The organism is Microbacterium sp. CGR2 (genome assembly GCF_003626735.1).
Lineage (GTDB): Bacteria > Actinomycetota > Actinomycetes > Actinomycetales > Microbacteriaceae > Microbacterium.
Genome location: NZ_RBHX01000001.1, coordinates 68265 through 83937 on the forward strand (window position 1 = coordinate 68265; position 15673 = coordinate 83937).

Below are 15673 nucleotides of genomic sequence, written 5' to 3' on the forward strand. Positions count from 1 at the left end.
ACCGTCTCCTCCGAAAGGCACTCGATGTCTCACCCCGATCACGCCCCGAGTCGGCCACTCCGGGAGCGCACGCGCCGCCACTCCTGGGCGCGGGTCTTCGTACCCGTCGCCCTCATCCTGGTGTGGCTCGTCGGCGCCTCCCTCGGCGGCCCCCTCTTCGGCAAGGTGGACGAGGTCTCGTCGAACGATCAGACGACCTACCTCCCGGAATCGGCTGACGCCACGCAGGTGCAGGAGCTCCTCGGCGAGTTCCGAGACAGCGACACGATCCCGGCGATCGCCGTGTTCACCTCCGAAGACGAACTCACCGCGTCGGAGCTCGACGCGATCACGGATGCCGTGGCCGACGCCACGTCGGTGGAGGGCATCGGTGAAGACGTCTCGCCCGCGATACCGTCCGAGGACGGGCTCGCCGTCCAGGCGTTCATCCCCGTTCTCAGCGAGGCGGAGCTCGCAGACACGATCGCCGCGCTCGATGATCGATTGAGTGAGGCCGTCCCCGACGGCATCACGGTGTACATCACCGGGCCGGCAGGGCTCAGTGCCGACCTGGTGGCCGGGTTCGCCGGTATCGACGGGTTGCTCCTCGGTGTGGCGCTGTTGGCCGTGCTGGTGATCCTCGTGCTCGTGTACCGCTCATTCCTGCTGCCATTGGTGGTGCTGTCGACGAGCCTGTTCGCCCTCTGCGTCGCCCTTCTGGTGGTCTGGTGGTTGGCGAAGTTCGAGATTCTCCTCCTGAGCGGCCAGACGCAGGGCATTCTCTTCATCCTCGTCATCGGTGCCGCCACGGACTACGCGCTGCTGCTGGTGGCCCGGTTCCGCGAAGAACTCCGCGTCGCGCAGGACAAGGGCGCGGCGCTGGCCGCAGCGTGGAAGGGGTCGTTCGAACCGATCGTCGCCTCGGGAGGCACCGTGATCGCGGGGCTCCTGTGCCTGTTGCTGAGCGATCTGAAGTCGAACAGCACCCTCGGCCCGGTGGCGGCGATCGGCATCGTGTTCGCGATGCTCGCTGCTCTCACGCTGCTCCCCTCGCTGCTGCTCATCTTCGGCCGCGCGGTCTTCTGGCCGCGGCGCCCGAAGTTCGAGCCCGAGGTCGTCGCAGCGGAACAGGGCGGTCGCACGACGGGCCTCTGGGCTCGCCTGGCCGGCTTCATCAAGCGCCGCCCCCGCGCGATCTGGATCATCACGACGCTGGTGCTGCTGTTCGGCGCGGCAGGGGTGACCCAGCTCGACGCCGTCGGAGTTCCGCAATCGGATCTCGTACTCGGAAACTCCGAAGCGCGCGACGGGCAGGTGGCGCTCGGCGAGCACTTCCCCGGCGGCTCGGGAAGTCCGGTCTACGTGGTGGTGGCCGAAGACCGGATGCAGGATGCCGCCGACGTCCTCCTCACGAACGACGGCGTCGACGGCGTCACGGTGACCGCGGCCGACTCCCCCAGCGGCACCGCGCCGGTGACCGCGGACGGGATCACCGCGGTCGGGCCTCCGGGAACCCCGGCGCCCGCACCGACGACGGTGGATGGCGACGTGCTCCTCCAGGGCACGTTGACGGATGCTGCCGACTCCGATGCCGCCGCGTCGACCGTGCGCGAGTTGCGCGGCGATCTCGAGGACGTGGATGCGCTCGTCGGCGGGGTGACGGCGACGAGCATCGACACCAACGACGCGTCGATCCATGACCGAAACCTCATCATCCCGGTCATCCTCGTCGTCATCATGCTCATCCTGATGCTGCTCCTGCGATCGATCCTCGCGCCGGTGCTGCTGATCCTGACGACGGTGCTCTCGTTCGGCACGGCGATGGGTGTCGCCGCCCTGGTCTTCAACGGGATCTTCCAGTTCCCGGGTGCAGATCCTGCCGTCCCGTTGTTCGGTTTCGTCTTCCTCGTGGCTCTCGGAATCGACTACAACATCTTCCTGATGACCCGTGTGCGGGAGGAATCGAAGATGCACGGCACACGGGAAGGCATCCTCCGTGGTCTCTCCATCACCGGTGGGGTGATCACGTCGGCGGGGCTCGTGCTCGCTGCGACGTTCGCCGCGCTGTCGGTGATCCCCATCCTGTTCCTGGTGCAACTCGCTTTCATCGTCGCGTTCGGCGTGCTGCTGGACACTTTCGTCGTGCGCTCGCTGCTGGTCCCCGCGCTGACCTACGACCTCGGGAAGACCATCTGGTGGCCGTCGAAGCTCTGGCGGACCGGGAAGGACTGACGCGGTCGCGCGCGGCCGGTCGCTTAGACTTGTCGCACGCCCTCGTAGCTCAGCAGGATAGAGCAGCCCTCTCCTAAAGGGCAGGTCGCAGGTTCGAATCCTGTCGAGGGCACGACGTCGAAATGGGCCGCCCGGAGGGTGGCCCATTTCGACGTCTCAGGGTCTCGTCAGCGGGCCACGTCGGCCACAGGCTAGGCCGCGAGGGCGAGATACGGCTCCCACCGCGGATCGCTCCGTTCCGTGCCGCGCACGGTCCATGCGGTCCCGTGCGGCGGGCGGGGGGCGAACCGGAGCTCCCAACGCATCTCCTGCGGGGTGCGGTCGCTCTTGACGTTGTTGCAACGCAGGCAGCACGCGACCAGGTTCTCCCAGGAATCGGCTCCGCCGCGCGAACGCGGCAGCACGTGGTCGATCGTCGACGCAGCCTTTCCGCAATACCCGCATCGGTGGTTGTCGCGACGCAGCACTCCACGCCTGGTCACCGGCACGCGTCGGCTGGAGGGCACCCGCACGTATCTCGAGAGGACGATGACAGCCGGGCGCTCGTACACGCCGTGGCTCCCCCAGACCGGGTCATCTTCCACACGTTCGACCACGGTGGCCTTGTCGTTCAACACGAGCACCAGCGCTCGTTTGAACGACACGATCGCCAGCGGCTCATACCCGGCATTCAGGACCAGTGTGCGCATTCGTCATCCTCTCGATCCGCCGGGACGGCTTCCCGGCACTCTCGACTCACACGAGGTCGTGCGGGTGACAGAGCGATCGCAGGGACGAGAAAAGGCGCCGTCTAAAGACAGCGCCTTTCGCACACGGCAGCGCCGTGGCATCCCTGCGGGCTATGCAGAAGGACGTGACGACCGAGGGCATCCATGGTTCGGATGCGCGGTATTCGCTCCATCTGCCTCTCCCACCAGTACGACAACGGGTTCAGGCTAACCCATCTCACTGGGTACGAGGCGAAACGGAAGGTGAACGAAGCGGAGTGTGTCCGGTGATCAGCCCGCGTTGGCCCGGAGCCAGGAGTACGGCTCGACGAGCCCGCCGTTGATCCAGACCTCGAAGTGCAGGTGGTTCGCCGTGGAACGTCCGGTGCTGCCGACGAATCCGATCAGCTGCCCTGCGGCAACGGTCTGCCCGGCCTGCACCTGGCGCGAACCGTACGTCATGTGACCGTAGGTGGTCTGCACCTGCTGTCCGCCCACGACGCTGTCGATCATGACGGCGACGCCGTAGCCGCCGATGCTCTCCGCCGAGGCGCGAACGACGCCGGCCGCAGCGGCGTAGATGGGCGTCCTGGCCGGTGCCAGCATGTCGACGCCGTTGTGGCCGCCACCGATGGTGCGGCCTTCGTTGTACGAGCCGCGCGGGAGCGGATACCGCACCGCGCCGGAACCGGGAGAGACGAGCGCGTAGCCGGCGGTGTCGAAGTTCGAGGAGGCCGTCGACGAGGAAGACGCGGAAGAGGCGAGCTGCGCGGCTTTCGCTGCGGCAGCTGCTCGGGCTTCTGCAGCCTCCTGCGCCTTCTTCTTCGCGATCTCCTCAGGAGTGGTGGCCGTGAACGTGCCGCGGTTGAGCGGTGCGGCCGTCGCCTGCGAGGCGACCACGAGGGACTGGGCGTCGACGGCAGCGAGCTGCTGAACGGTGGTGGTGTCGGCCTGCGCGGGCTTGGATGCGGCGTACGCGGGCAGCGCGACAGCGGCGACCAAGGCACCGACGGCCGCGAAGATGGTGATGGAGCGGAGTGGTTTGACGACCTTCTGAGCATTCACCCGTGCAGCGGTGCGGCGGGCGGGTACTCGGTCTCCAGATGATTTCGCGGGCGATTCGATGTCTGTGGCCAAAACGTGGTCCTCCTGGGCCTTCACGCATTCGGGCTGCGCTGGCACGTCGCAATCTGCTTCGCGCACGGATGCAACTCGGATAGCGTGCGTTCTGCATGAAGACGACGGGCCTGGAAGGCGATCTTCGCGGATGATCACCAGCGGGCTTCTTCGCTGGCGACTCGTCCGAGGTTACCGGAAGATAACGATCATGTCACCCTGAGACGCTGACAATCTTCAGAGAGCGCCGAGGCACACGCTCTCAGACCGGCTCGCCGACGAGGAATATGTGCGAGGCGAGCTCGACGGGAAGCTCGAGGCCCTCGTCCTTGCCGTCCATCTGGATGAGCACGTAACCCTCGCTGAATCGGAAGTCTCCGCGTGCCCCAGGCATGACGCCGGCATCGCGAAGCTGTTCGAGCAGTTCGGGGTCGACCTGCGCCGGTTCGGCGAGGCGACGTACTGTGCCGTCGATGGGCTCGCCGGCCGCGTTCAGCTTCTGGACGAGGCCGATCACACCCTCATCGAAGGTCCGAGCGGGCAGGTCACCCAACTGGTCGAGACCCGGAATCGGGTTTCCGTACGGGGATTCGGTGGGGTGACCGAGCAGTTCGACCAGGCGACGTTCCACCTGCTCACTCATGACGTGCTCCCAGCGGCAGGCCTCCTCATGGACGAACGCCCAGTCGAGGCCGATCACGTCGGAGAGCAGGCGCTCCGCCAGCCGATGCTTGCGCATGACGTTGACCGCCTTGCGCCGACCGGCGTCGGTGAGCTCGAGGGTACGGTCTTCGGAGACGACGACGAGGCCGTCGCGTTCCATCCGCCCGACGGTCTGCGACACCGTGGGGCCGGAATGCCCGAGGCGCTCGGAGATGCGCGCCCGCAGGGGAACGATGTTCTCCTCCTCGAGTTCGAGGATGGTGCGGAGATACATCTCCGTGGTGTCGATCAGATCGGTCATGTGCAGGCCTTCCGAGATTCTTAGGCAAGCCTACATTCCCGGAGGGGCGTCCGTCCCGCCCGGGTCGGGCGCGGATCACCCCTCCCCCTAGAATCGACGCATGGCGATCGAGATTCCCCGCGACCTTCTGCCCACCGACGGTCGTTTCGGCTGCGGCCCCTCGAAGGTGCGGGGTGCCCAACTCGAGGCCCTGGTCACCTCGGGGGCGACCATCCTGGGGACGTCTCACCGGCAGGCCCCGGTGAAGAACCTGGTCGGCAGCGTGCGCGAACAGCTTGCCGCACTGTTCCGGGTGCCGGAGGGCTACGAAGTCCTCGTCGGCAACGGCGGCTCGACGGCGTTCTGGGATGCCGCCGCCTTCGGCCTCATCGAGAATCGCAGCCAGAACCTCGTCTTCGGGGAGTTCGGCGGCAAGTTCGCCGCTGCGGCTGCCGCACCATGGCTCGCCGCGCCGGATGTACGCAAGGCGGAACCCGGATCCCTCGTCGCGCCCGAGGTCGTGGACGGCGTCGACGTGTACGCGTGGCCGCACAACGAGACCTCGACCGGCGTCGCCGCTCCGGTGGAGCGCGTCCACGCCGACCACGCCCTCACGGTCACCGATGCGACCAGCGCCGCCGGCGGTATCGACTTCGACGTCGCGCAGGCCGACGTCTACTACTTCGCGCCGCAGAAGAACCTGGGATCCGACGGCGGACTCTGGTTCGCCGTCGTCTCTCCGGCGGCGATCGAGCGGATCGAGCGGATCGCGGCATCCGGGCGGTACATCCCGGAGTTCCTCAGCCTCAAGAACGCGGTCGACAACTCTCGTCTCAACCAGACTCTCAACACTCCCGCTCTCACCACGCTGCACCTGCTCGACAGCCAGCTGCGGTGGATTCTCGACAGCGGCGCTCTCGCGTGGGCATCGGCCCGCACCAGCGAGTCGTCGACGGTGCTCTACGACTGGGCGCAGGCGTCTTCGGTCGCGACGCCGTTCGTGGCGGATGCCGCACATCGTTCGCCTGTCGTCGTCACGATCGACTTCGATGAGAGCGTCGACGCCGCAGCGATCGCGAAGACCCTCCGCGCAAACGGGATCGTCGACACCGAGCCCTACCGCAAACTCGGACGCAACCAGTTGCGCGTGGCGACATTCGTCTCCATCGAGCCGGACGACATCCGTCAGCTGACGCGCTCACTCGACTTCGTGCTGGAGACCCTCGGCGCCTGAGCGCCGCGGGTCACTCCTCGTCGTCGGCGTCGGCGTCCTCCGGGACGTCGGTGTCGCCGTCGTCTTCGTCATCGTCGTCGTCTTCATCATCGGCCGTGACATCGAGCTCGTCGATGTCGACCCCGTCGACGTCGCCGGCGTGCAGAATGTCGCCGCCGTGCTCGTCGTCGTCTTCGTCATCATCGTCATCGAGGTCGAGGTCGAGGTCGAGGTCGAGGTCGAGGTCCTCATCGTCGACGCTCTCGACCTCACCGCCCTCGGACGCGGCAGCAGCCTGCGCAGCCAGTTCCGTCTGGTGGGCGCGGTAGTCCGCGAGCCGCTCGGCCCAGGGCACCCACTCGGGGGCGAGGAGTGCGCCATCGCCGGGAAGGAGTTCGATCTCCAACACGGTCGGCTCGGCGTCATCGACCCGGGCGACGGTGACGGTCCAGTACCACCCGGGGTACCCGGGGAGTCGGTTCTCGAAACGGAGCGAGACCGAACCGTCGTCTTCGAGCAGATACCCGGACGGCGGCCCGACGGTCGACGCAGGAGTGATCTCGCGCAGTGCCTTGAGCGCGAGGTCGTGGGCGTCGACGAGACGCTGATCGGCGTCAGGCTTCGAGGTCATCGGCGACCTTGCGTAGGACGGCGGCGATCTTGCGGCCGTGACCGGACGACGGGTAGCGTCCGCGACGCAGGTCCCCGCCGATGTCGTCGAGAAGCTTCACGAGGTCTTCGACGATGATCGCCATGTCGTCGGCAGGCTTGCGCTTGGCCTTCGACAGGCTCGGCGGCGCTTCCAGCACCCGCACCGACAGCGCCTGCAGACCGCGCTTGCCGTCTGCCACCCCGAACTCCACGCGCGCGCCGGCCTTCACCGCGGTGCCCGTGGGCATCGCGGAGGCGTGCAGGAAGACGTCCTGGCCGTCATCGCTGGCGATGAAGCCGAAACCCTTGTCTTCGTCGTAGAACCTGACCTTGCCGGTGGGCATGGGAGAACCTCGCTGGATCGTGTGGAGAACAATGTGCACGCCGGTGGGCGTACCCTCCCAGCCTACCGGTCGCAGCACCGGCCGACTCGAGGTCGCGGTACGAGTAGGCTGAGGCGGATGAGCACGCAGAATTCCGGACCGGAGGTTCCCGTCCGCCGGCTGGACCGCTTCCTGGCGTTCGGAGCGCTCGGCATCGCCGCGGCATCCGTCATCTGCTTCTTCGCCATCATCATCGGCACCGCCGTCGGCTTGGACCAGGCGGCTTTCGGTCAAGGGCTGTGGCCGGTGGTCGCCGCGATCCCGTTCTGGGGTCTGCCGGTCGCCTTCCTCATGATCATCTCGCTCCTGGTGATGAGCTTCGTCCGAAAGGGCCGCGCGGCGTCGCGTTCCTGAGGGATCACCCATGAGCACATACGCACGACCGCTGGCGGATTGGCTGGCTGCGGCGAGCGACGATGAGCTGCGTCATCTGTTCACCTCCCGTGGCGTCCGCCCCGACATCGGCTGGCAGGACTTCTTCGACGCCGCCGAGGCACTGCTCGACACGGCCTCGGTGAGCAGGGCCCTCCCCATCCTCACCGCGCCGGAAGCGCGAGCCCTTCTCCGTGCGGCATCCGGTGACGACGCCGGGCCGGAGCGGGAGGCATTGATCGCGCTCGCGCTGCTCCGCCCAGACGGCTCTCCGTACGCCCCGGTGTCGGTAGCCGTCGAAGGAAAGTCGGTGCCGGACGAGATCGTCACCGGCGCCGCGCCCCGTGCGACGGCGACCGCGTCCGCGCACGCCGCGGAGCGGGCATTCACCACGGTGGCCACGCTCGCCGACCTCCTGCTCGTCGCCAGGGACAGCCCCTTCGCGTTACTCGCCACCGGCAGCATCAGCGCCGGCGAGAAGCGTCAGCTGGCCGACTCCGGGATGCCCGTGGAGATCGTCGACGCGCTCGTCACGATCGCCGTACCCGCGGGACTCGCCGTCGCGGTGGATCGCCGGCTTCGCACCACCACCGCGGCGGAGGCCTGGCTACGGTCGTCCGTCGCCGATCGGTGGACGGCCTTGGCGGTATCGTTCCGCGACGCATTGCCGCGAGGCGTGCGCGGTGCCGACGCCGGGTGGCTTCCGACGAAGAGTTGGCCACTGGCGCACCCCTGGGATCCCTCCTGGCCCGAACGCGCGCGTCTGCTTCGCGAGGCTGCGCGACTGCTCGGACTGATCGCCGAAGACGGCACCGAGCCCGACTGGGTCGCCGACCTGCGCCGGGGAGCCGCCCCCGACCCGTCGGGGCTCGTCAGCCTCCTCCCCGCCGAGGTAGACCGTATCTTCCTGCAGAACGACCTCACCGCGATCGCGCCAGGGCCCCTCGAGCCGGCGCTCGACGTGCGCCTCCGCGCCATCGCCGCTCGGGAATCCGCTGCTCAGGCTTCGTCCTACCGTTTCACCGCCGAGTCGGTCGCGCATGCGTTCGTCGTGGGTGAGACCGAGCAGTCGATCCTGGAGTTCCTCGGCGAGATCTCCCTCACGGGTATCCCTCAGCCGCTGAGCTACCTGGTCACGCAGACCGCACAGCGGCATGGGCTGGTACGGGTGTCCACCGACGACGAGACCGGACGCACACGGATCGAGAGCACGGATATGCATCTCATCGAAGCGATGGCAGTCGATCAGTCGCTGCGTCCGCTCGCCCTCGCAAAGCACGTGGATTCTCTCACCACGCGCGTCGGCCGGGAGACGGTGTACTGGGCGCTCACCGACGCCCGCTACCCGGCGACGCTCGTGGGCTCCGACGGCACCCCGCCGATGCGCGAGCGCCACCCCGCCCCCGCACCGGAGGCACCGGCGACCCCCGACTCGGTCATGTCACCACTGATCGCCCGTCTGCGCTCCCACCAGGGCCCTGATGCCGACGCCGCCTGGCTCGACCGCGAGCTCGAAGCGGCGGTTCGCGCGCGAGCGGTGCTCCAGGTGACCGTGGGCATGCCCGACGGATCCACCAGAGAACTCCTGCTCGAGGCGACAGGGCTCGGCGGGGGAAGACTCCGCGGCCGCGATCGTGCCGCCGACGTCGAGCGCACCCTCCCTGTCTCCAGCATCCGCGCTGCCACGATCGTGGCGTCGTAGGCCCTGTGCCCCGAACCGACCGCTAAACTGGTCAGCTATGTCTGATGGCCCCCTGATCGTCCAGAGCGATCGCACCGTGCTGCTCGAAGTCGCCCACGCTGATGCCGAGAGCGCCCGCCATGAGCTGGCGATCTTCGCCGAGCTGGAACGCGCCCCCGAGCACATCCACACGTACCGGATCACCCGACTCGGACTGTGGAACGCGCGCGCTGCGGGTCACACCGCCGAAGACATGCTGGAGACCCTGAACCGCTGGTCGCGGTTCCCGGTGCCGCCGTCCGTCGCCGTCGACCTGCGCGAGACCGTCACCCGTTACGGGCGCCTCGTCATCGAGCGAGACGACGAGGGAACGCTCATCCTCCGCTCCTCCGACCCGGCCGTGCTGGCCCAGGTGGCGCACAACAAGCGCATCCAGCCGCTGCTGATCGGCCACCCGTCGCCGGATACCTTCGTCGTCGACGCGTGGGCCCGTGGCCAGATCAAGCAGGAGCTGCTCAAGATCGGCTGGCCCGCTGAAGACCTCGCCGGCTACACGCCGGGCACGCCGCACGAGATCGACCTCGCAGAGGACGGCTGGCACATCCGCCCGTATCAGCAGGATGCTGTCGACGCCTTCTCCAAGGACGGTTCCGGAGTCGTGGTGCTCCCCTGTGGTGCCGGCAAGACCATCGTCGGCGCCGGAGCGATGGCGGCGACGAAGACCACCACCCTCATCCTCGTGACCAACACGGTCTCGGCACGGCAGTGGCGCGACGAGCTGCTCAAGCGCACGAGTCTGACGGCGGAGGAGATCGGCGAGTATTCGGGTCAGGCCAAAGAGGTCAAGCCGGTCACCATCGCGACCTACCAGATCCTCACGGCCAAGAGAAAGGGCGAGTACGCCCACCTCGCGCTGCTGGATGCGCTCGACTGGGGCCTCATCGTCTATGACGAGGTGCACCTTCTCCCCGCGCCGGTGTTCAAGCTCACCGCAGACCTGCAGGCCCGACGCCGGATCGGTCTCACCGCGACGCTCGTTCGCGAGGACGGCCGCGAAGGCGACGTGTTCAGCCTGATCGGACCCAAGCGGTTCGATGCGCCGTGGAAGCAGATCGAGGCGCAGGGCTTCATCTCCCCCGCCGCGTGCTACGAGGTGCGCGTGGATCTGCCGCCCAGCGATCGGCTCGAGTACGCGGCCGCGACAGACGACGAGCGCTACCGGCTCGCCGCCTCCGCCCCCGCCAAGGTCCAGGCGGTGCGCGAACTCATCGCGAAGCACGAGGGCGAGCGCATCCTCGTGATCGGACAGTATCTGGATCAGCTCGAAACGCTCTCCACCGCTCTCGACGCACCGCAGATCACCGGCGCGACGCCGATCGACGAGCGGGAAGAGCTGTATCGCGCGTTCCGGGAAGGCGACATCTCCCTCCTCGTGGTGTCGAAGGTCGCGAACTTCTCGATCGACCTGCCCGAAGCATCCGTCGCGATCCAGGTGTCCGGCTCGTTCGGCTCGCGTCAGGAGGAAGCGCAGCGTCTCGGGCGCCTCCTGCGACCGAAGGAATCCGGTCACACCGCCAGCTTCTACACGCTCGTGGCCCGGGACACGATCGATCAGGACTACGCGCAGAACCGCCAGCGTTTCCTCGCCGAACAGGGCTACAGCTACACGATCATGGATGCCGACGCGATCGCTGCCTGAGGGTTCGGGCGCCGGAAGGAAGGGCCTTCGGAGGGCCGACACCGCGCCGTTCCGAACAATAGTCAGCATCCGCATGGGTGAAGTCACCATAATGGGGACATGACTGATGCGCGCATCCTGGTCGTCGACGACGAGCCCAACATCCGCGACCTGCTCTCCACGGGTCTCAGCTTCGCCGGGTTCCAGGTGAAGACCGTCGCCAACGGCGCCGCGACGATCTCGGCGGTCCTCGAGGAGGAGCCCGACCTGATCATCCTCGATGTCATGCTTCCGGACATGAACGGCTTCAGCGTGACCAAGCGGCTGCGCGGCGCCGGTTTCACCGCGCCGATCCTCTTCCTCACGGCGAAGGACGGCACGGAGGACAAGATCGAAGGTCTGAACGCGGGCGGCGACGACTACGTCACCAAGCCCTTCAGCCTCGACGAGATCGTCGCCAGGGCGCAGGCCATCCTGCGCCGCACGATGCAGGCCGACGAGGAGTCGATCATCCGTGCCGGTGAGCTGGCCATGGATCAGGACACCCACGACGTGCTTGTCGGCAAAGAGGCGATCGAGCTCAGCCCGACCGAGTTCAAGCTGCTGCGATACCTCATGCTGAACCCGAACCGCGTCCTCTCGAAGGCACAGATCCTCGACCACGTCTGGGAGTACGACTTCAACGGCGACGCCGGCATCGTGGAGAGCTACATCTCGTACCTCCGTCGCAAGATCGATCCGCACACCGAGGAGTCGCTGATCCAGACCAAGCGCGGCTTCGGCTACATGCTCAAGGTCGGCAAGACGGTCTGACGACCACAACGCCGTCGACGCCGTCCGCCGGCGCAGACGCCGGATTCGGGAGGACCGCATGGCGCACAAGCCCGATGCGGTCACCAGCTGGTGGCGGCGCATCAGCCTTCGAGCGAAGGTCACGGGCGTCACCGTGGCCGTGCTGGCACTCGGGCTGCTCGTGGCGGGGATCGGGACCGTGCCGATCCTCCGCAACGCTCTCGTGACCAATATCGATGCCCAGCTTCCCTCGCTCGTCTCCAGCGATCTGGTCGAGCGCTATTTCGACGCGACGACCGTCAACGGCGAGACGTTCTACGCACCGCGTGAGGAGCAGCCGCGCGACTTCTCCTTCGCGATCTACGACGCCGAAGGGGTGCTGCGCGCGACGGCTCCCGGGATGTCCGGTCGCGCGCCGCTCTTCCCTGCCGAGTACTCGCTGAGTGACGCCAAGCTGCACGAGGACGAGGTGCTCGAACTGGGCGGCGAGGACGGTTCCACCTTCCATGCGGCCGTGGCGATCGTTCAGCCCGAAGGCAGCCCGCTGCGCATCCAGCTGGTCGCGATGCCGCTCGCCGAGGCCGACAGCATCATCGGACAGTACTTCGGCATCTACATCACGATCGCGCTGATCACGATCTTCATCGCCGCGCTCCTGACCCGAGGTCTCGTCACTCTGACGTTCCGCCGGCTCGGACAGGTCGAAGCCACAGCCATGTCGATCGCGGCCGGCGACTTCCGTCAGCGCCTCACCGACCTGGAACCGACCACGGAGGTCGGCCGCCTGAACGCCGCGATCAACACCATGCTCGACCGTGTCGACCGCTCACTCGCGCAGCGCGACCGCACGGTCCAGCACATGCGACGATTCATCGGCGACGCGAGCCATGAGCTCCGCACTCCTCTCGTGAGCGTTCGCGGGTACGCGGAGCTGTACCGGATGGGTGCGATCCAGGGCGAGGAGGACACGGCTCGTGCGATGGAGCGCATCGAGAAGGAGGCGATTCGGATGGGCGTGCTGGTGGAGGATCTCCTCGCGCTGGCCCGCCTCGACGAGGAGCGGGAGCCGGAGATCGCGCCGTTGGATCTGCGACCCATCGCTCGCGACGCCGCACTCGACCTGCGCGCCGCTGCTCCCGGGCGCACGGTGACGGTGATCGATCGCACGGTGAAGATGATGCCCTCGACCACGATACGGAGCGTGCCGGAGGGCGCATCGCCCAAGCCGGACCCGCCCACAGCGCCGACCCAGACATCGCGTGGCCTTTCCCGTGGCGCGCTCTCCCGACTCCGCCGCCGCCCGCGTCAGCCCGAAGAGCATCCTGCCATCGACTTCAGCGAGATTCCCGACATCCCGGTGCGCACCCCGCCGATCGTGCTGGCCGAGGAGAACAAGGTCCGTCAGGTGGTCACCAATCTGCTCGGCAACGCACGTCGCTTCTCCCCCGACGACGGCCCGATCGAGATCGTCGTGGATTCGGACCGCGTCCTGGGCACGGCGAGCATCGCCGTCGTCGACCACGGCGAGGGCATCCCTCCGCAGATCCGCGATCAGATCTTCGAGCGCTTCTGGCGCGCCGACACCTCTCGCGCGCGCGAGACCGGAGGGTCCGGACTCGGGCTTGCGATCGTCGCCTCCATCATGAAGGCGCTGCACGGATCGGTCGCGGTGTCCGAGACGCCAGGCGGCGGGGCGACCTTCACGGTCACGCTCCCCCTCGCTCCCTCGCGAGCGACACCCGCGCATCTGCTCGAGGACACTCAGCCGCTGGATCGACTGGAGCTGTAGGTCCTCTTCTGCACGGACGGGCCTGTTCGAGGACTCTGCACCGCACACGGACGATCGCTCTCTCGGGACGGATTCCGAGTCTTCCTCCGCTCTAACGTCGGAACTCCAACGAGAAGGAGTTTCCATGTCTGTCTTCACCGTCGACACCGACGCCGTTTACGCCGCGCACGGCTCCACCCGCGCCACGATCGAACGCCTGCAGAGCGAGTCCGCGACACTCATGGCGCAGCTCCGACAGCTGCAGTCCTCGTGGGTGGGCACGGCGTCCAACGCGTTCCAAGGCTGTGCCGAGCAATGGCAGGGCGCACAGCTGCACGTGGAGCAGGTGCTCGATTCCATCGGCACCGCCCTGGGCTCTGCCGCCACACAGTACGCCGACGCCGATCAGTACTCGGCGAGCCTGTTCCGCTGAGCCACGCCACAGGCACGGACGCGAAAACAGAAACGCCCCGACCGAGGTCGGGGCGTTTCTGTTGAGGCGAAGTGGATCAGAAGTCCATGCCACCCGACGGGTCGCCCATCGGAGCCGAAGCCTTCTCAGGCTTGTCGGCGACGACGACCTCGGTCGTGAGGAAGAGACCGGCGATCGACGCGGCGTTCTGCAGCGCGGAACGCGTGACCTTGGCCGGGTCGATGATGCCCTGAGCGAAGAGGTCACCGTACTCGCCGGTTGCGGCGTTGAGGCCGTGACCGGTCGGCAGGTCTGCGACCTTGTTCGCGACGACACCGGGCTCGAGACCGGCGTTGAGCGCGATCTGCTTCAGCGGAGCCTCGATCGCGACACGCACGATGTTGACACCGATCGCCTCGTCGCCCGTGAGGTTGAGCGTGGCGAGTGCCTTGGTGCCGGCCTGGATCAGCGCGACGCCACCACCGGGGACGATGCCCTCTTCGACGGCTGCCTTCGCGTTGCGAACGGCGTCCTCGATGCGGTGCTTGCGCTCCTTGAGCTCGACCTCGGTCGCTGCGCCCGCCTTGATGACGGCCACGCCACCGGCGAGCTTGGCGAGACGCTCCTGCAGCTTCTCACGGTCGTAGTCGCTGTCGGTGTTCTCGATCTCGCGACGGATCTGAGTCACGCGACCCTCGATCTGGTCTGCCTCGCCCGCACCCTCGACGATGGTGGTCTCGTCCTTGGTGACGATGACCTTGCGTGCACGACCCAGAAGGTCGAGCGTGGCGTTCTCGAGCTTGAGGCCGACCTCTTCGGTGATGACCTGACCACCGGTGAGGATCGCGATGTCCTGCAGCTGCGCCTTGCGGCGGTCGCCGAAGCCGGGAGCCTTGACGGCGACCGACTTGAAGATGCCCTTGAGCTTGTTGAGCACGAGAGTCGCGAGAGCCTCGCCCTCGACGTCTTCGGCGATGATGACGAGCTCCTTGCCGTCCTGGATCACCTTGTCGACGATGGGCAGAAGGTCCTTGATGTTGGAGATCTTCTGGTTCGCGATGAGGATGTACGCGTCTTCGAACACCGCCTCCTGGCGGTCGGGGTCGGTGACGAAGTACGGGTTCAGGTAGCCCTTGTCGAAGCGCATGCCCTCGGTGAGCTCGAGCTCGGTACCGAAGGTCTGCGACTCCTCGACGGTGACGACACCTTCCTTGCCGACCTTGTCGATCGCCTCGGCGATGAGCTCGCCGATCGCGGGGTCAGCGGCGGAGATGGATGCCGTGGCGGCGATCTGCTCCTTCGACTCGATCTCCTTGGCGCTCGAGAGCAGCTCCTCGGTGATCGCGGCGACAGCCTTCTCGATGCCGCGCTTGAGCGAGATCGGGTCGGACCCGGCCGCGACGTTGCGCAGGCCTTCGCGAACCAGAGCCTGAGCGAGCACCGTGGCGGTGGTGGTTCCGTCGCCGGCGACGTCGTCGGTCTTCTTGGCGACCTCCTTGACGAGCTCCGCACCGATCTTCTCGTACGGGTCGTCCAGCTCGATCTCCTTGGCGATGGAGACACCGTCGTTCGTGATCGTGGGGGCGCCCCACTTCTTCTCGAGCACGACGTTGCGGCCGCGCGGGCCGAGCGTCACCTTGACGGCGTCGGCGAGAATGTTGAGGCCGCGCTCGAGGCCGCGGCGGGCCTCCTCATCGAAAGCAATGATCTTTGCCATGAGTTTTTTCGTCCCTCCTGGACGTAGAC

The 15673-nt window shown here is 67.3% G+C and carries 14 protein-coding genes and 1 tRNA gene; 9 read left to right on the forward strand and 6 right to left on the reverse strand.

Annotated features, from left to right (window positions below):
- Positions 1-24: 24 nt before the first annotated feature.
- Positions 25-2211, forward strand: coding sequence for an MMPL family transporter (locus D7252_RS00375; protein ID WP_120773594.1), 2187 nt, complete (start codon positions 25-27; stop codon positions 2209-2211).
- A 38-nt stretch (positions 2212-2249) separates the two neighbouring features.
- Positions 2250-2323 (forward strand) — tRNA-Arg (locus tag D7252_RS00380).
- 79 nt (positions 2324-2402) lie between these two features.
- Here D7252_RS00380 and D7252_RS00385 read toward each other — a convergent pair.
- From D7252_RS00385 to D7252_RS00395, 3 genes are all read right to left on the reverse strand, one after another.
- Entirely contained in the window at positions 2403-2900 is a 498-nt protein-coding gene (locus D7252_RS00385; protein WP_120773595.1) for an HNH endonuclease, read from the reverse strand.
- Positions 2901-3209: 309 nt separating this feature from the next.
- Positions 3210-3983, reverse strand: a complete 774-nt coding sequence (locus tag D7252_RS00390) for a M23 family metallopeptidase (RefSeq protein WP_259461023.1) — start codon at positions 3981-3983, stop codon at positions 3210-3212.
- Positions 3984-4296: 313 nt separating this feature from the next.
- Positions 4297-4998 carry a metal-dependent transcriptional regulator gene (locus D7252_RS00395; RefSeq protein WP_120773597.1) on the reverse strand — a complete coding sequence of 234 codons (702 nt, stop codon included), beginning with the start codon at positions 4996-4998 and terminating at the stop codon, positions 4297-4299.
- A gap of 100 nt (positions 4999-5098) precedes the next feature.
- Here D7252_RS00395 and serC point away from each other — a divergent pair, with 100 nt between their 5' ends.
- Positions 5099-6211 carry a phosphoserine transaminase gene (gene serC / locus D7252_RS00400; RefSeq protein WP_120773598.1) on the forward strand — a complete coding sequence of 371 codons (1113 nt, stop codon included), beginning with the start codon at positions 5099-5101 and terminating at the stop codon, positions 6209-6211.
- Positions 6212-6221: 10 nt separating this feature from the next.
- Here serC and D7252_RS00405 read toward each other — a convergent pair whose 3' ends face one another.
- Both D7252_RS00405 and D7252_RS00410 read right to left on the reverse strand, forming a co-directional pair.
- Positions 6222-6821, reverse strand: a complete 600-nt coding sequence (locus D7252_RS00405; protein ID WP_120773599.1) for a DUF3027 domain-containing protein — start codon at positions 6819-6821, stop codon at positions 6222-6224.
- Positions 6805-7185: a cold-shock protein gene (locus D7252_RS00410; RefSeq protein WP_120773600.1), complete on the reverse strand. Its 381-nt coding sequence runs from the start codon at positions 7183-7185 to the stop codon at positions 6805-6807. Before D7252_RS00410 ends, D7252_RS00405 begins: the two co-directional genes overlap by 17 nt.
- A 117-nt stretch (positions 7186-7302) precedes the next feature.
- Here D7252_RS00410 and D7252_RS00415 point away from each other — a divergent pair, with 117 nt between their 5' ends.
- The 6 genes from D7252_RS00415 to D7252_RS00440 all read left to right on the forward strand — a co-directional run bounded on the left by D7252_RS00415 (position 7303) and on the right by D7252_RS00440 (position 13948).
- Positions 7303-7578, forward strand: a complete 276-nt coding sequence (locus D7252_RS00415) for a multidrug ABC transporter ATPase (RefSeq protein ID WP_120773601.1) — start codon at positions 7303-7305, stop codon at positions 7576-7578.
- Between the two features lie 10 nt (positions 7579-7588).
- On the forward strand, positions 7589-9298 hold the full coding sequence (locus tag D7252_RS00420) for a helicase-associated domain-containing protein (protein ID WP_120773602.1): 1710 nt from the start codon (positions 7589-7591) through the stop codon (positions 9296-9298).
- A 37-nt stretch (positions 9299-9335) separates the two neighbouring features.
- Entirely contained in the window at positions 9336-10976 is a 1641-nt protein-coding gene (locus tag D7252_RS00425; RefSeq protein WP_120773603.1) for a DNA repair helicase XPB, read from the forward strand.
- 99 nt (positions 10977-11075) lie between these two features.
- Positions 11076-11768 carry a response regulator transcription factor gene (locus D7252_RS00430; RefSeq protein ID WP_120773604.1) on the forward strand — a complete coding sequence of 231 codons (693 nt, stop codon included), beginning with the start codon at positions 11076-11078 and terminating at the stop codon, positions 11766-11768.
- Between the two features lie 58 nt (positions 11769-11826).
- A complete protein-coding gene (locus D7252_RS00435; protein ID WP_120773605.1) occupies positions 11827-13536 on the forward strand; it encodes a cell wall metabolism sensor histidine kinase WalK in 1710 nt (569 codons plus the stop codon).
- A 124-nt stretch (positions 13537-13660) separates the two neighbouring features.
- Positions 13661-13948: a WXG100 family type VII secretion target gene (locus D7252_RS00440; protein WP_120773606.1), complete on the forward strand. Its 288-nt coding sequence runs from the start codon at positions 13661-13663 to the stop codon at positions 13946-13948.
- Between the two features lie 76 nt (positions 13949-14024).
- Here the strand turns inward: D7252_RS00440 and groL are convergent, their stop codons facing one another.
- Positions 14025-15644 (reverse strand): chaperonin GroEL, encoded by a 1620-nt coding sequence (gene groL / locus D7252_RS00445; protein WP_120773607.1) that lies wholly within the window; start codon positions 15642-15644, stop codon positions 14025-14027.
- Positions 15645-15673 lie beyond the last annotated feature (29 nt).